At 68.5% G+C, this 18,802-nt stretch carries 18 protein-coding genes and 4 pseudogenes; 13 read left to right on the top strand and 9 right to left on the bottom strand.

The window, feature by feature from the left end:
- Nucleotides 1-145: 145 nt before the first annotated feature.
- Nucleotides 146-235: pseudogene (locus ACFYOB_RS03770) on the bottom strand (transcriptional regulator); the annotation flags it as partial.
- A gap of 140 nt (nucleotides 236-375) precedes the next feature.
- Here ACFYOB_RS03770 and ACFYOB_RS03765 point away from each other — a divergent pair.
- Nucleotides 376-735: a zinc ribbon domain-containing protein YjdM gene (locus ACFYOB_RS03765; RefSeq protein WP_388553946.1), complete on the top strand. Its 360-nt coding sequence runs from the start codon at nucleotides 376-378 to the stop codon at nucleotides 733-735.
- A gap of 29 nt (nucleotides 736-764) precedes the next feature.
- On the opposite strand, the gene ACFYOB_RS03760 is transcribed toward ACFYOB_RS03765, so the two are convergent.
- Both ACFYOB_RS03760 and ACFYOB_RS03755 read right to left on the bottom strand, forming a co-directional pair.
- Nucleotides 765-1,061 (bottom strand): hypothetical protein, encoded by a 297-nt coding sequence (locus tag ACFYOB_RS03760; RefSeq protein WP_388553943.1) that lies wholly within the window; start codon nucleotides 1,059-1,061, stop codon nucleotides 765-767.
- 151 nt (nucleotides 1,062-1,212) lie between these two features.
- The gene (locus ACFYOB_RS03755) at nucleotides 1,213-1,947 is read right to left on the bottom strand and encodes an SDR family oxidoreductase (RefSeq protein WP_388553941.1); all 735 of its coding nucleotides are present in this window, start codon (nucleotides 1,945-1,947) and stop codon (nucleotides 1,213-1,215) included.
- A 126-nt stretch (nucleotides 1,948-2,073) separates the two neighbouring features.
- Between ACFYOB_RS03755 and ACFYOB_RS03750 the strand changes: the two genes are divergently transcribed.
- The 9 genes and pseudogenes from ACFYOB_RS03750 (at nucleotide 2,074) to ACFYOB_RS03710 (ending at nucleotide 10,130) form a co-directional block, all read left to right on the top strand.
- Nucleotides 2,074-2,664, top strand: a complete 591-nt coding sequence (locus ACFYOB_RS03750) for a TetR/AcrR family transcriptional regulator (RefSeq protein WP_388553938.1) — start codon at nucleotides 2,074-2,076, stop codon at nucleotides 2,662-2,664.
- A 200-nt stretch (nucleotides 2,665-2,864) separates the two neighbouring features.
- Complete coding sequence (locus tag ACFYOB_RS03745; RefSeq protein ID WP_388553936.1) at nucleotides 2,865-3,146, top strand: hypothetical protein; 282 nt, start codon at nucleotides 2,865-2,867, stop codon at nucleotides 3,144-3,146.
- Nucleotides 3,140-3,856 carry an RNA polymerase sigma factor gene (locus tag ACFYOB_RS03740; RefSeq protein WP_388553933.1) on the top strand — a complete coding sequence of 239 codons (717 nt, stop codon included), beginning with the start codon at nucleotides 3,140-3,142 and terminating at the stop codon, nucleotides 3,854-3,856. Before ACFYOB_RS03745 ends, ACFYOB_RS03740 begins: the two co-directional genes overlap by 7 nt.
- An 821-nt stretch (nucleotides 3,857-4,677) precedes the next feature.
- A pseudogene (locus tag ACFYOB_RS03735) lies at nucleotides 4,678-5,418 on the top strand (helix-turn-helix domain-containing protein); the annotation flags it as partial.
- A 614-nt stretch (nucleotides 5,419-6,032) separates the two neighbouring features.
- Nucleotides 6,033-6,728: a hypothetical protein gene (locus ACFYOB_RS03730; RefSeq protein WP_388553930.1), complete on the top strand. Its 696-nt coding sequence runs from the start codon at nucleotides 6,033-6,035 to the stop codon at nucleotides 6,726-6,728.
- Nucleotides 6,729-6,979: 251 nt separating this feature from the next.
- Nucleotides 6,980-8,224, top strand: a complete 1,245-nt coding sequence (locus ACFYOB_RS03725; protein WP_388553927.1) for a DUF6545 domain-containing protein — start codon at nucleotides 6,980-6,982, stop codon at nucleotides 8,222-8,224.
- Nucleotides 8,225-8,356: 132 nt separating this feature from the next.
- Nucleotides 8,357-9,037 (top strand): hypothetical protein, encoded by a 681-nt coding sequence (locus ACFYOB_RS03720; protein WP_388553924.1) that lies wholly within the window; start codon nucleotides 8,357-8,359, stop codon nucleotides 9,035-9,037.
- 46 nt (nucleotides 9,038-9,083) lie between these two features.
- The gene (locus tag ACFYOB_RS03715) at nucleotides 9,084-9,620 is read left to right on the top strand and encodes a toxin-antitoxin system, toxin component (RefSeq protein WP_388553922.1); all 537 of its coding nucleotides are present in this window, start codon (nucleotides 9,084-9,086) and stop codon (nucleotides 9,618-9,620) included.
- Between the two features lie 204 nt (nucleotides 9,621-9,824).
- On the top strand, nucleotides 9,825-10,130 hold the full coding sequence (locus ACFYOB_RS03710) for a hypothetical protein (RefSeq protein ID WP_388553919.1): 306 nt from the start codon (nucleotides 9,825-9,827) through the stop codon (nucleotides 10,128-10,130).
- Between the two features lie 105 nt (nucleotides 10,131-10,235).
- Here ACFYOB_RS03710 and ACFYOB_RS03705 read toward each other — a convergent pair whose 3' ends face one another.
- The 3 genes from ACFYOB_RS03705 to ACFYOB_RS03695 form a co-directional block, all read right to left on the bottom strand.
- A complete protein-coding gene (locus ACFYOB_RS03705; protein WP_388553916.1) occupies nucleotides 10,236-11,429 on the bottom strand; it encodes an IS701 family transposase in 1,194 nt (397 codons plus the stop codon).
- Between the two features lie 479 nt (nucleotides 11,430-11,908).
- Nucleotides 11,909-13,183, bottom strand: coding sequence for a PucR family transcriptional regulator (locus ACFYOB_RS03700; RefSeq protein WP_388553914.1), 1,275 nt, complete (start codon nucleotides 13,181-13,183; stop codon nucleotides 11,909-11,911).
- Nucleotides 13,184-13,525: 342 nt separating this feature from the next.
- Nucleotides 13,526-13,663 (bottom strand): hypothetical protein, encoded by a 138-nt coding sequence (locus ACFYOB_RS03695; protein WP_388553912.1) that lies wholly within the window; start codon nucleotides 13,661-13,663, stop codon nucleotides 13,526-13,528.
- A 69-nt stretch (nucleotides 13,664-13,732) separates the two neighbouring features.
- On the opposite strand from ACFYOB_RS03695, the gene ACFYOB_RS03690 reads away from it, so the two are divergent.
- A complete protein-coding gene (locus ACFYOB_RS03690) occupies nucleotides 13,733-15,070 on the top strand; it encodes a lipase family protein (RefSeq protein ID WP_388553910.1) in 1,338 nt (445 codons plus the stop codon).
- A 187-nt stretch (nucleotides 15,071-15,257) separates the two neighbouring features.
- On the opposite strand, the pseudogene ACFYOB_RS03685 reads toward ACFYOB_RS03690, so the two are convergent.
- A pseudogene (locus ACFYOB_RS03685) lies at nucleotides 15,258-15,506 on the bottom strand (hypothetical protein); the annotation flags it as partial.
- A gap of 387 nt (nucleotides 15,507-15,893) precedes the next feature.
- Nucleotides 15,894-16,151: pseudogene (locus ACFYOB_RS03680) on the bottom strand (hypothetical protein); the annotation flags it as partial.
- A gap of 794 nt (nucleotides 16,152-16,945) precedes the next feature.
- Between ACFYOB_RS03680 and ACFYOB_RS03675 the strand changes: the two are divergent.
- Together ACFYOB_RS03675 and ACFYOB_RS03670 are read left to right on the top strand one after the other, a co-directional pair.
- A complete protein-coding gene (locus tag ACFYOB_RS03675) occupies nucleotides 16,946-17,104 on the top strand; it encodes a hypothetical protein (RefSeq protein WP_388553907.1) in 159 nt (52 codons plus the stop codon).
- A gap of 141 nt (nucleotides 17,105-17,245) precedes the next feature.
- A complete protein-coding gene (locus ACFYOB_RS03670; protein ID WP_388553905.1) occupies nucleotides 17,246-17,749 on the top strand; it encodes a nucleoside deaminase in 504 nt (167 codons plus the stop codon).
- Between the two features lie 242 nt (nucleotides 17,750-17,991).
- Here the strand turns inward: ACFYOB_RS03670 and xdhC are convergent, their stop codons facing one another.
- Nucleotides 17,992-18,801, bottom strand: coding sequence for a xanthine dehydrogenase accessory protein XdhC (gene xdhC / locus ACFYOB_RS03665; protein WP_388553902.1), 810 nt, complete (start codon nucleotides 18,799-18,801; stop codon nucleotides 17,992-17,994).
- Between the last annotated feature and the right edge of the window lies 1 nt (nucleotide 18,802).

Genomic DNA, 18,802 nt, shown 5'->3' with positions numbered 1-18,802 from the left:
GCGACCACAGTTCATCCGACACGATCCACGGCCGCGACTGACGTTTCCCCACGGCCAAACCAACGAACATCCGAACCGAAGGTCACATGATCAACAGCTTCTGTTAGGACCTCTTAGTCGGCCTGGGCAGGCAGCACCGCGCCGGGACCCCGATCGCAGCCGGCAGGCCGCGCACCGGCATCGGCCCGTCCTGCAGCAGCTCCAGAACCCTTGTCCGCACCGGGTGCCCGACCATGCGGAAGGACTTGGCCGCGGCGGCAGCGTCCTGAGGATGTTGCGAATTGCAGAAGTTTGCAATCGGGATATCCTGGTCCTCCTGATCGCACGCGGGCGCCTCCGGCGCTCCGCATGTACGCACAAGCTAGGACAGAACTGATGACGGCGAGCCTGCCTCCCTGCCCGAAGTGCTCCAGTGAGTACACCTACGAGATGAACGCTCTGATGGTCTGCCCGGAGTGCGCCCACGAGTGGGTTCCGGCCGCGGCCGGGGCGGATGACGCGAGCGCCTCGGGCGAGCGGGTGATCAAGGACGCCGTCGGGAACGTGCTGAACGACGGCGACACCGTGACCGTCGTCAAGGCCCTCAAGGTCAAGGGAAGCCCGTCGGGGATCAAGGCGGGCACCAAGGTGCGCAACATCCGTCTGGTCGACGGGGTCGACGGCCACGACATCGACTGCAAGATCGACGGATTCGGCGCCATGCAGCTCAAGTCGAGCGTGGTCAAGAAGGCCTGATCCGTTCGAGTATCGGGTCGTGCACGGACTCAGACCTCCGGCACGCGCCGGTCGTCCCACACGAAGACGCCCTTGCCCTTCGCCCAGCTCAACCCGTTGATCCCCACCGGGCGCAGAATCGCAGGCGAGCCCGCGGCGTCCTGTCGGGGTCGGTGAAAGCGGGTCACGTAGAGGACCCCGCCGGTCCGGTTCCGGCAATACCGCCACGCCGTGACACCGCACTTCGAGCAGGGCTTCGCCGCACACGCATTCCATGCTCGGCGGAGCGCCGCCTTCGTGGTCGCGGAGTCGTGGTCGGCCGGCGCGGGCAGGGCGAAGTAGTCCATCGACCGATCATGGCGGTTCGAGCAGGCGGGCGTCAGGCGTTCACGAGGAGTTCGTCGGACGCGGCGGCCGGGTCGATCTCGCCCGCATCTGCACATCCCGCGCCTGGCCGGCGAGCCCGGCCACTGCCGCCAGATCGAGGTACAGGCCGGCCTAGTTCTGTGCTGTGGGGCGGACGACGATGTCGCTCACGTCGACACTGTCCGGCTGCTCGATGGCGAAGGCGATGGCGCGGGCGACAGCCTCTGGCGGAATCGCGATCTCGCCCATGCTGTCGAGGATATGGGCCTTCATCTCCGGAGCCATGGAATCAGTGAATTCCGTGCGCGTGACACCTGGCGAGACGACCGTGACGCGCAGGCTGCTGCCGGCCTCCTGGCGCAAGCCCTCGGAGATGGTGCGGACCGCGTTCTTGGTCCCGGCGTAAACCGCCTGGAGCGGCACGATGCGCAGCCCGGCCGTGGAGACGGTGTTCACGAAGTGCCCGAAGCCCTGCTCTCGGAATACGGGCAGCGCTGCGGCGATTCCGTACAGGACTCCTTTGAGGTTGACGTCGATCATCTCCTCCCAGTCCTCGACGCGCAGGTCGTCCAGAGGGGAGATCAGGCCGATCCCGGCATTGCTGACGAGGGCATCGAGCTTGCCGTACCGGTCGCAGGCCAGCCCGACCAGACTGGACAGGTCCCCCCGGCGCTTCACGTCCGTGCGTGCGTAGGCGGCCTGGCCGCCGGCCTTCTCGATGCGGGCGGCCAGCGCCTCAAGACGCTCCGGCCGACGTGCACCGAGCACCACTTTCGCCCCCCGCTCGGCCAGCAGCAGCGCAGTCGCCTCCCCGATCCCGCTGCTGGCGCCCGTGATCACAACGACTTTGCCTTCGATTCCCGACACGAGATCCTCCGAAAGTGCAGTGAGCGCAGCGCGCCGTCTACAGTGAAAACGGAGGCGCCGCCAGTTAGTGGACCGTAAGTGGAGACGCCTCCACTTTGCAAGCGGGGATGAGGGAGCGAGCCGTCGATGGCACGGGATACGGAACGCCCGCTGAGGGCTGACGCGCAGCGCAACCGGGACAAGATCCTGGCTGCCGCGGTGCGGGTGTTCACCGAAGAGGGACTGGACGCCCACTTCGAACGCATCGCCCGGGAGGCGGGTGTGGGAACCGGCACGCTTTACCGCAACTTCCCGACCCGGGAGGTCCTGATCGAGGCGGCCTACCGCAACGAAGTGGCGCGGCTGTGCGATGCCGTCCCCGACCTCTTGGCGACGATGCCGCCACGTGAGGCCCTGCGCGCCTGGATGGGGCGTTTCATCGACTACGCCACCGCCAAACTCGGCATGGCCGACGCCCTGCGGGCCGTCGTCGCCTCGGGAGCCGACCCCTACGGCCACAGCCGCGACATGATCCAGACCGCCATCTCCACCCTCATGGCAGCCGGTACCGCTGCCGGCGCCTTGCGCTCCGACATCCGCCCGACCGACATCTTCGCCGCCCTCGCCGGCATCGCCCTCACCTCGGCGAAGCCCGAGCAACGGGATCAAGCCGAACGCCTTCTCGACCTCACCCTGGACGGGCTGAAACCCGTACCGCCGCAGCTTCCCGAAAGCTGACGGTACGAACCGCGGAGACTCCGGCTCGGCGCCTGCCGTCCCCGGGGGCGGGCAGGCCGGTGCCGAACCAGCGCGGGTTCATCCCCGTCCCGTGGCGTTCCGAAAGAATCTTGGGGGAGCTGTTAAGAAACCGCCCCCGGCGGGCCTATGAGAAGGCGAAGGGCATGGTGCCACCGGAACTCCCCCTGAGGTAGATCAATATGACGGCCCAGATCATCGAGGTCATCTCGACGATCACCAGCGTGTACAGCATCGCCTGCACCGTATGGCGCTGCCCTTGGGCGGCGAAGCCACGGACGAACTTGGGGCATGCCGAGGAGGGCCCTCGGCCCGCCGGAGCGCCGAAGATTGCCGAGCTCCTGTCGGGGTTGCCGGCCGGTACTGCCGTGATGTGCGAGTTGCCGGATGGTACGCGGCTCACGGCCTGGTGGCTGCAGCCGCCGCTCGCCGACGCCGGCAGCGAGGAGTCCGGACGGTGCTGACCCATCCCCCTTCGGAGCCCGGCGATGCCCACGAAGAGGAGGCGGAAGAGCCGGAGGGGCCAGGGGAGGCGGGGGAGGAGACGTTCGACCTGCGGAAGCTCACACGGGCTCAGCACGCCGAGCTGCGGGTCAAGGTCATCGCCAGCCTCCGCCGTTTCGACCTGCTCAGCCCTGCGGTCCGCGAGGACATCGCCGACGGAGCGATCGAGCAAGTCTTCCGGAGCGGTCGTCTGGACCCGAAGGGCAAACCGGTTGCCTACATCAAGAAGACTGCCGCGCGCCTGGCCATGAAGCTGTGCCGGACCGTGCCCGTCGAGGAGCTCGCGCCTGATTGCGCATCGTTGGAAATGGCCGTCCACCATGCTGCCGCTCGTGATGGCCGATATCAGGAACAGGAGTTCGGCCCCACCACTGAGGGGGTGGACGACGCCGCGTTCTGGGGTCCGACCGACGACGAGGAAACCCTCGCTCTCGTCCGGGATGCCATTGCTGCCATTCCCGCCCGGCAGGCACGCGAGGTCACCCGGTTACGCGGCGAGGGAATGCCTGCGCGGGAGGTCGGCGAGACGCTCGGCATCCCGTCCAACCAGGTCGATCAGCAGTGGCATCGCGGCCGCAAGGCCGTCCGGGCATCGCCAGACGTGGAAGACCGCATCCGGCCATCGCTCCTGACGCCGCCCGGCCAACGGCGCCCGAAGAAGGGTGGATGACCGTGGGATTCGGCAGCGACTCGCACACTGATCGTACGAAGGAGGAGTACGGCATGGAAGGAACGGATTCCTATGCGGACCTGATGGCGCATCTCGACGGTCCGGACGACTTCTGGGACCGCCCTGCGGGCGACTGGGGAACATCCGCCGCTTCCAGCACGGCCGAAGTAGCCGATGTCCACCCCGACGTCGCAGGTGACGTCGATGCGGAAGCCCGCTCCGACGCCAATACGGCGTACCGGCTCGGGAACAAGGCCCTACGCCGGGGCGACCTCGATACGGCCGACACGTGGTTCGCCGTCGCGTGCGAGGAACGCCACCCCGGCGCGGCCTTCCGCGCTGTCGTCGTCCACGTACGGCGCAACCGGGGGCTCCTCCTCATGAGTACCGGCTCCGGCAAGACCCGTGACTTCCTCGCAACCCTGCAAGATCGCCTGACGAAGGCTGCCGAGTACGGACATGAGGACGCGCGCATCTGCGCGGTCGTCGCGCGCGGCGGCGATGCACCGCTGGACAGCGCCGAAGCCCGGCAGGCGGCCGGTGCCTTCCACAGCGTGCCCCGCACCCTGGTCCAGGGCATGGCCGACTGCATGGGCGGGAACACCGACGCGTCGAAACCGCTGGCCCACCTGTTCTACGTACCTCAGGACCCCGAGTTCTACCCCGAGGTTCGAGCGCTCCTCGCCCAGGTCCTGAACTTCGCCCTCGCCCTGGTCCCCACACCTCAGCTCAAGCACCTCCCTGTGGGCGACACCCCCTCCGCGGCCGAGCGGCTGCTCCAGTCGGCGCAGCAACCGGCGGAGCGCCCCGGGCCTACGGCGATTGATCCGAAGGCGCCGTTCCCCTCGGTGCAGTACGCCTTGCGCGTCCTGGAAACGATGGCTGGACACCCGGCCGGCGTCTCCGAGGCCCAGCTTGCCCGCGAAAGCGGTCTGCCGGCCGTACACCTCGGCCCCATGTTGCTGATGCTGCGCCGTGAGGGGTACGTGACACGTGTTTGGGACGGGGTCTACGCGATCGGTGACTCGCTGATGCGGCTCGGCTCCGGCTCCGTCGGGCAGCATGCCATGCAGTCCAAGCTTCAGGGGACGCTGGAACAGCTCCGTGACTCGGTCGGCGGAGGCGTCTACCTCAGCCGGGACATCGACGGTGAGGGGCTCAGGATCACGCAGTACGCCGGCAGCCCCCAAGAACGGAAAGCGCGTGAGTGGTTCGACTTCCGTACTGCGGAGCACGCGAGCGCGGTCGGCAAGTCACTGCTGACGCAACTCGTCCAGCCTGATCCGCCGCGGCGCGGCAACCTCATCAAGTCCAAGCTCCTTCGGCGGACCCCGAGAACGCGGGGTGACGAGCGGACGCTGCTCTCCGCGCCCGAGCGAAAGCCAACTCCTGAGCATGTACCGCCTCCGGAAGTCCAGGAGTACGCAGCAGGCACGGTCTGCGCGGCGATGCAGATCAACAGCGGGTCTTCGGTCGGATGCCTTACGGTGTCGGTGCCGGTCGAGCGCATGCACCGGCTGGCAGCGGCGGCGGACCTTCTCAAGAGGGGCCCGGCGAAGATCCCGGCGCTCGAGCAAGGTGGGTTGACAGCGCTCGCCCATCACTCGAACAAGCTCGTCACCGAGCCGATTGCGCCCCGGACGCCACCTGCAAGGACCACGACCGACTCGGGTACTCCGCTCTGGCTGCAGAAGTCGCAGGACCGCAGCTCCGAGCTCTACCTGGTGGCCGACCCCGATTCGCTCTTCATCTTCAGCCTCTCGAACAAGCCGGAGAGCGTGGTGCACCTCGCCACACCCACATGCCGGTTCACCAGGTCTGGTCTGCTCGTCGAACCAGACCCGGCACTCGAACTCGAATGCCTCATCGAGGAGATCGAGGAATTCGCCGCCAAGGTGAGGGAGACCGCCAGGTGAGCGCCGCGCGGACCCACGCAGTCCCTGCGCGGGTCCGCGCAGGGACACTCGGGGCCGGTGTTCCTCTGCTCGGGAACAGTGAGGCGCGAGTCCTCCACCGAGATCCTGGCGCAACCCTGGCTGATGCATCGTCAACGGCGGTTGCTATTGCGGCAGGAGAGCGGTTACGGTCACGCTCGATGGTCAGCGCTTGGAGTCCTGGAGTGTATGCGGTGAGTGACAGGTCTGCTCCTGATCCGGTGAGCACCGTTCGACGCATCGTGGCCATCCTCGACCGGGTCGGCCGTGATCGCGAGGAGGTGCTGCGGGTCGAGGGCGAGAGCGGGCTGTCGTACGCCTCCGGATTGCCGACGCAGGACGTCGAGGCTTTGCTGCGCGGCGAACGGGCGTCGTCCGACGTGGCCGTAGGCCTCGGGGCGGATCCGGTGGAGGCGCGCCGTCGGCGGGTGGTCGAGCGGATCCTCTTCCTGCGCGCTACGCGCCTGCAGCGCCTGCCCGACGGGCAGTGCCGTATCCATTCGCTGGCGGAGATCGCGGCCGGTGCGGGCACGAGCGCGCAGTGGCTCGACAAGATGATCAAGACGGGCAGAGTCCCGAACCTCGACCACGCGGACGGGATCGCGAGGTTCTTCGGGGAGCGGATCGATTTCCTGGTGGACCCGCCCGCCGAAGCTCTGGATCGCGTACTGCAGCGCATTCACGTGGGCCTGCTGGAGCAGGCCGTGGAGCAGCAGGACGCTGACGTACACAGGTTCAAGAACGCGGGCCCGGCCGACGACGTGATGTCCGAGCTGGGCGTCGTCGGGAACGCCGCCCGGTGCTTGGCCGACGTACCCGATGAGACGGCCAAGCCGATCGTGGCGCTCATCGAATCGATCGCACGACGGGCGCGTGAGGACCGGGCGCGAGAGATCCGTGATGCCCTGGCAGGGCCGGGGGCGGCGCAATCGGAGTGAGGGCGGTGTCGTGCTCCCGGAAGAGCCGCGGTTCACTGGCATGATCTTGGGATGATGCATGGGGGGCCGATGCGGCTGATGACCGAGGGTTTGCCTGATGATGCGGTCAGCTGCCTCCGGATGAGACATGACAGGACGCGATCCGCGTCAGTGCTTCACAGGGAATCCCCGGCCCCGCATGCGGACGACATCGACGGCGCCGAACTCACCGGCGTGGCCGGCTGTGTCTGGGCACCACTGGAAGGCTGACCATGCAACAAGGTGTCAACCTCTACATACCCGCGGCCGCGTTGGGCATCGTGCTACTGGTGAAGCTCCCCGCCCTGGTGAGGGGGTGGCGCAGCCCGCTGGTCCGCACCGTCAACACTCTGATCCTTCTGCACTGCGCCGGATTCTTCTTCTCCGCCCCGCCCACCGTCACGGTGGTCAACCGGCTCACCGGCGTATGCAACTTCTCCGCTGTGCTGGTCCACTGCATCCTGTGCGCGTACGCGTGTACGTGCTTGGCTCTGATCGAGAACTGGAGAGGGGACACGGAAGGCAGGGCCCATACCCGGCGGCGTGTGCGTGTCTGGATCCTGGGACACCTCCTCGTGGCAGCGGCTGTCATCAGCTGCTTCATCCTCGGCGACGCGCCGGACGAGAGGCAGCGCGACTTCGACACCTACTACGCCACCACCCCATACATCAGCGAGATGTTGCTGCTCTATCTGTTCGCGAACATCGTGGCCGCGGCCGCTGCCACGGTCGTGTGCTGGCGCTGGACGCTCGCCATCCGCAAAGAGTCCCGGAGGGACGGATCGTCCACGGCCGACAGCTGGCTGCGGGCCGGGCTGTACGTGCTCGTCGCCGGCTTCCTGACGAACCTCACCTTCGGAGTGGTCAAAGTGCTCGCCGTCGCCGCCCGCTGGACCGGACGGAACTGGGACGCACTCAACGATGGGGCCGCCACGTTCAGTTCCTTCGGAGCCATGGTCGTCACCCTTGGTTTCCTCCTGCCGATTTTCGGCCCCTGGTTCACCGAACGCCTCGTCAAGCCGGTGCGTACGTTCTTCGCGCTCGCCCATCTGATGCGGGTCGTGCGGCCACCCGCCACCAGTGGCCCGGGCCCCCTCGCGCTGGCCACCCCCTGGTACGCCGGTCCCGAGCAGCACCTGGTCAACCGCATGACGAACATTCAGGACTGCATACTCCAACTGCGCCCCTACTGCGCCGACGGGATACGCGAACTGGCCTACCGCGAGGCGGCTTCGAAGGGCGTGCGCCAGCCGGACGCCGTCGCGGCCGGTCTTGCCGCCATGCTGGAGGCAGCGGCTGACGCCCGTGCACGCACCGCCCCGGTCGGCGACGACGAGAGCAGCCGTGCCGCCCACGCCCTGCGCTCGTCCGAGACCGAGTACCCAGACCTCCTGGTGCGCATCTCCCGGGCTCTGCGGCTCGGGCCTCGCCACCGCGGCGCTGCGCCCATGGCAGGGGCGCAGCGGTCTCCGACGTAGAATCTCTGGCTGAGGGCAGATCATTCATCATTGCTCTCACGTTGCGTGAACGGCTACGGTCAGGGCTCGAAACGTCAAGGCCATCGGAGTCCGTGGGAGTAAGCGTTGAGTGACAGACCTACCGCTGATCCTGTGAGCACGCTCCATCGCATCATCGCCCTTCTTGACCGGCTGGGTGATGAGCGCGAGGAGGTGCTGAGGGTCGAGGGCGAGGGAGGGCTGTCCTATGCTTCCGGGCTGCCCGTGGCGGAAGTCGAGGCGTTGCTGCGCGGTGAGCCGGTGACCTCTGCCGCCGCGGGCGGTGCGGACGTGGTGGAAGCACGCCATCGGCGAGTACTGGACCGGATCCTCTTCCTGCGCGCCACACGTCTGAGGCCCTCGGCCGACGGTCAGCGCCGTATCTACTCGCTGGCGGAGATCGCGGCGGGGGCGGGTACGAGTCCGCAGTGGCTCGACAAAATGATCAAGACGGGTAAGGCCCCGAACCTGGACCACGCCGCTGGGATCGCGGAGTTCTTCGGGGAGAGGATCGAGTTCTTGGTGGCCAGCCCCGAGGAGGCCCTCGACCGGGTCCTGCTCGAGATCCACAAGGATCTTCTGGAGCGGGCCTTCGAGCGCCAGTCCGAAGACCTCCAGCGTCTGGAGGGCAGGGACACGGGATCCGGCCTGAATCCGGAACTCGGAGTGGTCGGATACGCGGCGCGCGCTCTGGCCGAGGTGCCCGACGACACGGCGCAGCCGCTCATCGCCCTGATCGAGTCGGTTGCCCGGCGGGCACGAGAGGAGCGGGCCCGGGAGGCCCGGAATGCGTAGACCGCACCTGCAGGGGTGGTACGGGATGTGATGTATGGGGGGCGCGGTGGGGACGTACCGCGAAATGAAGCGGCATCGCGATGAGCTTTTCACGGGCACGGCCCGTCCATTGCCGGACACTCCGGTCGAACTGTTGCGGGCCGTCTGCGCGTACGTGACGGAGAGCAGCGGGCGTGAGGTGCGTCTGATGCTCGAGCCGTTTCCACAGGACACGGTCAGTGGCCTGTGGCTCGACATGGGCGACTTCGAGGCGATCGTCGTCGAGGCGAACACCTCGCCGCTGCACCAGATGGTGATCGTCGGGCACGAGCTGTGGCACCGCAAGGAAGGAAGCTGCGGGCAGCACGGCAGTACCCCCCGTGCGGCTGTCGCGGCGCGCATGATCGGTGACCGGTGGAGCCTCGCCGAGGCTGTCGCCCGTGTCGCCGCCCGCACCGATGTCGATCTCGACGAGGAGCGGAGGGCCGAGAAATTCGGTCGCATGCTTGCCGCGAAGTTCCGCCCACACCTGGAAGGCATGCGCCCCGGCAAGGTACCCGCGTCCGGCGTGGCCGGACGCATATGGGCCTCCCTGGAAGGCTGAGCGTCCGGCGTCGTAGGTGCCGGCTCGGCGCGTCATGAACTGCGGATCATCGTTCCGCGCCGACCGGGTCCGGTGAGCGTTCCCGTGTCGTCGTCCGCCCCTCCAGCGGATGGATCCGGTGCAAGAGGGGCCCCGTCATGATGGTGGTGTTCACCGCCATGAAGACCATGGCGGTGAACATCCTGGAGTCCAGCGGAGCGTCTGGTGCGGGAGCTTCCCGCCCTGCCGAGTGGCAGAAGGCAGTTCGGCCCCGACATCAACATCATGTCCTTCAACTACAGCCTCGGATACGCGGGTCACCCCGCCACGGTGCACAACCTGCGCCCGGGCCCCGTGGATGACCTGACCGTCAACGTGTACGACCGCATGGACGGCCACGGCCTGGACGTCGTCCTCGACGGCAATGCGGAACTGTACGGCTCCACCGAGCTCTCAGCCCATGTCGCGGACCTCGTCTCGCTGCTGTCCTCGGTCGCCGGTCTCCTGAAGGCGGACTCCATCACGTCCTGAGCAGGCCGTTCACACGCCGTCGACGGCGCGGGTGGTTTCACAGGGCGGCGGCACATGCCGGCGCGCCGTGGAGGGGGAGGCCGCAGCTCGATGCCCTGCCGGTCCTCAGGCGAGGCCCTGCCCGACCGACACCCCGGTTTCCGACAGGCAGCGCGCCGCGTGAGCCACCGAAGCCATCGTCACATGCCGGTGCCACCCCGACAGCGAACGCCCCGCGAAGTCCCGCAGCCCCACCTCCTGCGCGCTGCGGGCCGAGGTCGCCGACACCCGGCCCATGTGCTTCGTCAGCCGCAGCAGCGCGGCCGCGGTGAGCGGCGCGGGCTGGGTGAGGTCGGTGAGCCACAGCTGCGAGGGCGCGCGGTGGCCGTCGGTCCATTCGCCGAGCAGGGTCAGATGCCGGCGTCGCGCGGGCGCGGGGTCCGGCATCATCACCCGTACGGCGGCCACCAGTGTGGTGCGCGGCCGTCCCGGGTGTATCGGGTCGGCCCATTTGACAGGGGTGCGGAGCGTCCTGACCTTCTGCATCACGTCCGAGGCCGTCAGGGCACCCGCACCGTGGCTGGGCAGCGCCGGGTCGGTCACCAGCAGCCGCGTGTCCGGGCTGACCCGGGCCATGACCGGAAGTTTCGCATCGGCGAAACGATTCATCGTGGAGCGGGTGCCGATGTTCTGAATGTCCAGCAGTACCGGCCGAGGCGGCAACCCGACCTGCCGCGCAGCCTCCAGTACGCCGGTCACCGCGCACTCCTCGTAGGTCTCCCCGAAGCCGTCACCCTCCTCCTCCGGGAGGTGGAGCCGCCACCCCACCGGGGTGACCACGTCGGCCGACGTGAACCAGATGCCGAAGGCCTGCTGCCCCCGGAACATCTGCGCGCGCTGCGGATCGTACTGCCGCCCCACTCCGACGGAGTGCTCCCCGCCCTTCGGGATCGCCATGGGCTGCACCACCCAGGCGGTCAACGGGCAGGACTGCTCCAGGTACTGGGAGAGCGCGGTACGGATCGGCCGCCAGTCCCAGGTGGATCCGGCGATGAAATGGTGCAGGCTCTGATCGGTGGCGGCCCCTCCGATCTGCTGCGCGATGTTCCGGATCGACTTGCGGCCGGGGGTCGCGAGCAGCCCCTGTACGTATTGCAGTCCCTTCTCCCGCTGGTCCCGCCGCCGTAGCGAGGTCAGGACCGCTCCGCACAGATCCTCCGCCGCCTTGTGGACGCGGCTGCCCGGTGCGGCGTAGGCGCCGGTACCGAGACGGGGCCGTGGACGATTCTGCAGATGGCTCCTGTGGGTGGTGGTGCTCACGCTTTTCCCCTTAAAGCATTGTCAGTTCCTTCACGGCCCCGGTACTGACGTCTTCTGCCGTGTGGTGTCCCTTGGCTCCGAGCGCCGTCGGCCGGGATGAAACGACGGATGATGGTCGGTCAACCCGTCGTCCTTGAGCGGTCGTTGCCGGTCCGTTTCGGGCGGGCTGGTGATCGCTGGGACGAGACCCTAGTGGCTACGACCTGCGGAATCAACCATGGTTGATCAGCCACATCTGTAGTTGATTTCCGGGGGGCGTCCGTCTAGGTTCTTGTTGGGTTCGGCAATCGGACACCCGGGCCCGGCGCCTCCGGAGCGTCTGATCGCCGGGCGACGTACGCCGTTGGCGGGATCGTCCGTGCCGACCGGCACACCGGCTCTTCGAGGGCGCGGCCCGAGGGACTTGTGGCGTGGGGGCAGGTGGTGCTGGTCGACGCAAGGCGGTTGCTGCGGGCGCTCTTTCAGGCCACCCCGGCATGTCAGCCGGTGTCGGCCTCGCCCCGCCGTACGGCGTCGTGGGCAGCAAGTGCGGCGTGCAGCGTCAGCAGGTCCGCGCCCCGGGCCGCGTCCAGTTTGGTGAGCTCGGTCGCCTTGCGCAGGCGGTAGTCCACCGTGTTGGGGTGGACCTGGAGCCGGGCGGCGGCCCGGCGTCGGTCGAGGCCGCAGGCGAGGAAGGTGCGCAGTGTGTCGAGCAGCTCCGCGCGCCCGGCCAGTGGGCCGAGCAGCGCGGCGAGCCCGTCCCTCGCCGGGCTCGGGCGGCTCAGCTGGTACTCCAGCAGCACATCGTCGAGCAGGTAGAGTCCGGGCCCTCGGCCGGATGCCTCCGCCACCCTCAGTACCTCGCCGACCATCCGGGCGGCGTCCGCGACGCCGTCCGGCGCGGCGGCAGCCGCAGCCACCAGCAGCTCGGCTCCGCACATCCGGCCGAGCTGCTCGACGAGGCGGGTGAGCCGCTCCCGGTCCGCGGTGGCGACGTCGGCGGCCGGTGTCTCGTACGGGATCAGTACCAGCCCCCCGTCTGCGGACAGTACGGACAGAGGAACGCCCGATGTCTGGCGCTGCAACTCGTTGCGCAGCCTTCGGAGTTTGCGGCGAGCGGCGACAGAGTGGTTCACGCCGGGCCGCAGCTCGTCCGGGTGCGGTCCCATGGCGATGCGCAGGACGAGGTAAGAGGGGGGCAGCCGGATGCCGGCGCGGTCGGCCGCGGCCTGCGGGTTGCCGCCCTCCAGCAGCCGGGACAGCAGGGCCTGTCGGGCGACCTGCTCGTCACCGAGGGCCGCCTGCCGCTCCTGTACGTATCCTGCCGCGACCGCGCAGCTCACCTGTCGGAGGTAGCCGAGCAGCCGGCGCTGGACCAGCAGCACGTCCGGCAGGTCGCCCGGCCCGGCCGTCGAAAGGACCTGGGCCGCGCACTCCTCCGCACCGAAGTGGTAGGCGCCGACGACGGCCTCCAGCGGCACGCCCTCGTCAGCGCGCCGGGCCGACGACTCGCTGATCCTCGCCAGCTCGGCCTCCTCCGGCAGCTCGCCGCTGCGCAGCACCTGGATGAAGGCCCGGATTCCGCGGTCCACCTCCTTGGTGATCTCGCCGCGGAGCTGTTCCGAGGGCAGTGCTCCGTAGGCGGGCAGCTGTTCGACGAGCCGGGCCATGACCGCAGGCGCCAGGGCCGGAGCGGCGGCCAGGAGCCGCTTGTGGACCGGGATGCCGCCGAACTGCGGCCCCACCGCGCTTTCCGCGGGTTTGGACTCGGTCACAATCCACCTCACGAATCTCTGTTGTACGACCCGGAGACATCGCCCCGTTCCGGCCCCATTCTGGTTACCGGGACGTTACTTACTAGTTGGTAACACGCCCGCCCGGTGGATCGCCAGACGCGTTCAGCCCCAGACCGCATCCTCCACCGGATCCCCACGCCCCCCACCCGCACCGGAGGACCGCCGTGCCCGCGCAACAGGCCGCCGCGCCCCCACCTGATCACGCCGCCTCGCTGCCGGGGTTGCCTGCGCCACCTGAGCCGTGCGCATTCCACGAACCGGGGACCTGAGCACACATCAGACCCGGCACGCGGGGGCCGATGGACCGCCGCCACGGTGGCGTTACCGCGCGCCCACGGAGGCGTTGATCGGAGCGTCCAGGTCCGGCCGGTCCATCAGACCGCGCGGAGCGGCCTCCTCGGACCGCTGCACCAGCGAGGGCGACCCGCCCGCCAGGTCTTCCCACCGCGTTGCACACATCAGTGCCGCCCGCTGACACCTTCCATCTCCGACAAGTCCTGCGATCCCATTACACGATTCGGGGGAGTCATGCCCAGAAACGCTGTCCGTCTCCTGGCCACCGCCCTTGTCGCCGCGATGGTGGTGACCGTAGCTCCGGCGGCCACGGCCGCCGCGGTCACGCCGGCGAGCGCCACCGCGAGCGACCCCTTCTACACCTACACCGGCAGCGAGCCCCTGTCCTCGTTCGCGCCGGGCACCGTGCTGAAGACGCGGACGCTGAAGTACCACCTCGTGGGCCTACCCACACCGGTCACGGCGATCCAACTGCTCTACCGCACGACCGACGCCCAGGGTCGTCCGTCGGCCAACGTGACCACGGTGGTCCGCAGTCTGACGGGCGACGGCAGCAAGGCGGTGTCCTACCAATCGTTCTACGACTCGCTCAATCCCGAGGACGGCCCGTCCCGGGCCATCGCCGGTGACCTCACCCTGGGCGGCGCCATCGCGAACGCCGAGGCCGTCTTCCTGGCGCCGCTGCTGCTGCAGGGCTACAACCTCGTCATCCCGGACACCGAGGGCCAGACCGCCAACTTCGCGGCCGGCCCGGAGTACGCGACCAACACGTTGGACTCGATCCGCGCCGCAACGAGGTCCGCGGAGACCGGTATGAACCCCGACACCAGGTTCGGCCTGATGGGATACTCCGGCGGCGCCATCGCGACCAACTGGGCGGCCGCGCTCGCACCGGCCTACGCGCCCGAGGTCAACAGCAAGCTGGTGGGTTTCGCCGAGGGCGGTCTGCTCGTGGACCCGGCCCACAACCTCAAGTACGTGGACGGCTCCCTCGTGTGGACGGGCGTCATCCCCATGGCGATCATCGGCGTCTCCCGGTCGTACGGCATCGACCTCAAGCCCTACCTGAGCAGCTACGGCCTGGAGGTGTACGAGAAGCTGGAGCGCGGGTCGATCGTCGACGCGCTGGGCCACTACCCTGGGCTGACCTGGAAGAAGCTGGCGAAGCCGCAGTACGCCGACCCGAATTCGGTGCCTGCCTTGGTCGAGGCGGTGAACAGGATCAACCTCGGCTCGGCGCCCACCCCGGCCATCCCGGGGCTCATCGCGCAGGGCAACGGGGGCGTCCTGGAAGGAACCTTCAGCAACCGTCCGGGCATCGGCGCCGGCGACGGGGTCATGGTCGCCGGAGACGTGCGGGCCCTCGCCCGGCAGTACTGCGGGACCGGCAACGGATCGATCAAGTACCAGCAGTTCGACCTGCTCAGTCACGTCGGCGTGCCCGTCGTCTGGGCACCCCTCGCGATGAGCTGGCTCGACGACCGGTTCGCGGGCAGGAACGCCCCGTCCGACTGCGGCCACATCCCCGCGGGCAACTCGCTGGCGCCGGAAAGTCCGGTGCCGGCATCCTGACGCCTTGCGCATCCCGGGCTCCCGTCGCACCCGATTCCGCGGCGGGGGCCCTCGCCTGTGCCGGGCGGGAGACCTCTTCCAGCGCGGTGAAGTCCGCCACGCGCACCACGGGGCCGGTGCCGTGCCGGGGACGGCGTGTCCCGTGCCCCCGCCATGGCTTCACCGGCCCCGATACGGCCCTGGTCGCTCAGCCCACGCGTTCGATGCGGGCCCGTCGGATCAGGTTCTTGCCGGGTTCGCGGACCTTGTCGAAGGCTGCGTTGTTCAGGAGTACGCAGCTGCCTGACGGGCCGTTCACCGTGACCGTTGTGGCTTGGCCGTTGTCGAGGTTGGTCACCTTCAGCTTCGTTCCCACGGGGAAGGTCCCGCTGGTTGCCGCCGGGGCACCCGACTGGCCCGAGAGTGTCACTGTCGATCCGGGGCACACGACCTCTCCGGTGGCCGGGGGTGCCTGTCCTGCTGCCGCGGTGGGTGTGGCTGTCGCACTGGCGGGTGCGTCGCTGCTGGCCACGCGTTCGATGCGAGCTCGTCGGATCAGGTTCTTGCCGGGTTCGCGGACTTTGTCGAAGGCTGCGTTGTTCAGGAGTACGCAGCTGCCTGACGGGCCGTTCACCGTGACCGTTGTGGCCTGGCCGTTGTCGAGGTTGGTCACCTTCAGCTTCGTTCCCACGGGGAAGGTCCCGCTGGTTGCCGCCGGGGCACCCGCCTCGCCGGACAGTGTCACTGTCGATCCGGGGCACACGACCTCTCCGGTGGCCGGGGGTGCCTGTCCTGCTGCCGCGGTGGGTGTGGCTGTCGCACTGGCGGGTGCGTCGCTGCCGGCCACGCGTTCGATGCGAGCTCGTCGGATCAGGTTCTTGCCGGGTTCGCGGACTTTGTCGAAGGCTGCGTTGTTCAGGAGTACGCAGCTGCCTGACGGGCCGTTCACCGTGACCGTTGTGGCCTGGCCGTTGTCGAGGTTGGTCACCTTCAGCTTCGTTCCCACCGGGAAGGTCCCACTGGTTGCCGCCGGGGCACCCGCCTCGCCCGACAACGTCACCGTCGACCCCGGACACACGACGTCGGGGGCGGCGGCATTGCCGGTCGCCACCGTGGCGATGACCCCTCCGGTCACCAGGGCTCCGGTGACGACAGAGAGCACGAGCTTCTTCTTAAAACTCATAGTCCGCTTCCGGGACATTGACACTCCTCGATCCGATGGACGCTGTGTCCCCCCCCGTCCTGCATACGCCCGACATCACACGCCAGGTCAGTCCTTGTCGCCGCGTTACAAATCCAGCGGCGATGAGGTTTTGGGCGCTGCGCGGCATGCCACGGCGGCTCGGCGCTCATGGAGCACGTTCAAAGACGCAGGTGGAAGCCTTGCCGCCGATGGTGATCGATTCGTGCAGCGCTCGTGCCGACCGTCTTGATCGACGCGGAGGCGAGGAGACCAGGCAGCCTTAAGGTTCAGTTGACCCACCCTTAATGCTCCGGCCGGTGGCGGGGAGCGAAGTGGGGGTTCGGCACGCGGGGGAGGTCTTGGCCCGGCTTTCCCGCCACTTCGGGGCCTGGGGGGCTGGCGTACCGCGAGGTCCAGCAACGCCATCCGGAATGGCAGGGCCTGGCGCCCCGTCTTGTCCCTGTGCAGATAGGCACGGTTGGCGCGGGAGGAGTACGCCCCATCGGCCGCCAAAGCGGCAGGGCGGGTGTGAGGCCGGCCCCGGATCCCTCACCGGACCCTGCCTTTCATACGTCTCTACAAGAGCAGCCGGTCGACCAGCCAACTCCTTCATGGGTTCGGTGACTTCCCGCCAAACGGCCTGGCGGATGTACTTGCGCTATTCCGCATTGACAGCATGTGAACAGGCACGGAAGGGACAGTGGAGGTTCCTGATGACGACTCAGACTTCTTCCGTCCGCACCACGCAGGACCTCAGTGAGTCGATCACCGACCCGGAGCAGGCCGCGCTCGACGACATGCTGCCCAAGCCGCACCCCGAGTACCACACCCCGGTCTCACCGGAGCGCATGGTCGGCGCCCCGCCGCGCTGATCACCGCGGGTGTCGCCGACCGAGCTGGTCCCAAGGCGGCACCCGCGGAGCCCCACCTGTTGCCCCGGGTGCTCTGCCGTGCGGTGTCCCGCACGGCAGAGCACCCGGGGAATCCCCACCGTCTGCGACATAGGAGTGACCATGACCGCGCACATCCAAGAGAAGAGCATCCAGGAGCTCGAGCGCAGCTGGATGGACGAGGCCATCGGCCTTGCCACCAACAGCGTGAGGAACGGCGGCGGTCCGTTCGGCGCACTGATCGCCAAGGGTGGCGAAATTGTCGCGATCGGGAACAACAACGTCACCTCGAACCTGGACCCGACGGCCCATGGCGAGGTGACCGCGATCCGTGCCGCCTGCAAAGAGCTGGGCACCTTCTCGCTAGAGGGCTGCGTCCTGGTCACCTCGTGTGAGCCGTGTCCGATGTGTCTTTCCTCTGCGCTGTGGGCGAGAGTCGACCGGATCATCTTCGCCGCTGATCGGGATGACGCCGCGGTGGCCGGTTTCGACGACCGCAAGTTCTACGACCTGTTCGAAAAGCGGCCCGCGGAGCTGTGGCCGATGACGATCGAGCGGGTGGACATGCCGAACCGTACGGCGCCGTTCGACGCGTGGCTGGCCAAGTCCGACCGCATCGACTACTGACCGGGTCATCCGCCGTCCCGGGGGTCGTCTCCAGGGACCTCGTCGTCACGCGACGCAGGAGCAGGGCCCGGGAGGCGGCCGGCGGCCGGCTGGCCGGCAAGGCGGCTCTGTGAAAGCCTCAGGACTCACTTTCCGTGACCTGGGGCTTTTGCTTTTCCTTCACCGCGTGACCGACGAAGGGTGCCCCGAGCATGTGTGCGTTCGCACGAGCGCGGGGCACCCCTGTCTATGCGGCTGGAGAGTCAGTCGCCCTCGGTTTCGAAGGTGCGCAGCAAATCGGCAGCGACGCTCACGGCGATCGTCGCCGGTTCCTTGCCGGTGATGTCGGCCAGCCCGATCGGGGTCTTGATCCGATCGATGGTGGCCTCGTCGTGACCGCCCTCGGTGGAGAGGCGTTTGCGGAACCGCACCCACTTGGCCGCCGAACCGATCAGACCGATGGAGCCGAGATGGGTGGTGCGCAAGGCGGCGTCGCACAGAGCGGCGTCCTCGGCGTGATCATGGGTCATGATCAGGATGTGGGTGCCGCGCGGCAGATCCTCCAGCACCTCCTCGGGCAGCAATGGCGTGTGATGCACGTGCACCTGTGCCACCGCGTCCGCCAGCACGTCGAGCCGCTCCTTGGTGAGCATGTCGGAGCGGGTGTCGATCAGATGGAGGTCGAGGTCCTGACGTGCCAGGATGCGCGCCAGTTCCAGCCCGACGTGCCCCACGCCGAAGACTGCCACCGCCCGTACCACCGGCAGGGGTTCGAGCAGCACCGAGACCGTGCCGCCGCAGCACTGCACGCCATGTTGGTTGGTCACTTTGTCGTTCAGGGCGAAATCGATCAGCTCCGGCTCAGGCTTGGACGCGGCGATCATCTCCCGGGCCCGATCGATCGCGACGGCCTCTACATTGCCCCCGCCGATCGAGCCCCACGTCTCACTCTGCCCCACCACCAGCTTCGCACCGGCGTCTCGCGGGGCATGGCCGCGCACGGTCGCGACGGTCACCAGCACGCCGGCTTCCCGGCGTGCCCGCAACCGTGCGACCGCGGCGACCCACGTCATG

This window comes from Streptomyces sp. NPDC006463, from assembly GCF_042870715.1.
Classification (GTDB): domain Bacteria; phylum Actinomycetota; class Actinomycetes; order Streptomycetales; family Streptomycetaceae; genus Streptomyces.
The sequence above is the reverse complement of the archived record's forward strand: the minus strand, read 5'-3'. Positions and strand labels throughout refer to the sequence as shown.

Bases quoted from the DNA above. Each gene is read 5' to 3' on its own strand.
- ACFYOB_RS03745 (WP_388553936.1), top strand. From the start codon at position 2,865: ATGACGGCCCAGATCATCGAGGTCATCTCGACGATCACCAGCGTGTAC.
- ACFYOB_RS03670 (WP_388553905.1), top strand. From the start codon at position 17,246: ATGACCGCGCACATCCAAGAGAAGAGCATCCAGGAGCTCGAGCGCAGC.
- ACFYOB_RS03675 (WP_388553907.1), top strand. From the start codon at position 16,946: ATGACGACTCAGACTTCTTCCGTCCGCACCACGCAGGACCTCAGTGAG.
- ACFYOB_RS03765 (WP_388553946.1), top strand. From the start codon at position 376: ATGACGGCGAGCCTGCCTCCCTGCCCGAAGTGCTCCAGTGAGTACACC.
- ACFYOB_RS03695 (WP_388553912.1), bottom strand. From the start codon at position 13,663: ATGTGTGCAACGCGGTGGGAAGACCTGGCGGGCGGGTCGCCCTCGCTG.
- ACFYOB_RS03725 (WP_388553927.1), top strand. From the start codon at position 6,980: ATGCAACAAGGTGTCAACCTCTACATACCCGCGGCCGCGTTGGGCATC.
- xdhC (WP_388553902.1), bottom strand. From the start codon at position 18,801: ATGACGTGGGTCGCCGCGGTCGCACGGTTGCGGGCACGCCGGGAAGCC.
- ACFYOB_RS03750 (WP_388553938.1), top strand. From the start codon at position 2,074: ATGGCACGGGATACGGAACGCCCGCTGAGGGCTGACGCGCAGCGCAAC.
- ACFYOB_RS03690 (WP_388553910.1), top strand. From the start codon at position 13,733: ATGCCCAGAAACGCTGTCCGTCTCCTGGCCACCGCCCTTGTCGCCGCG.
- ACFYOB_RS03760 (WP_388553943.1), bottom strand. From the start codon at position 1,061: ATGGACTACTTCGCCCTGCCCGCGCCGGCCGACCACGACTCCGCGACC.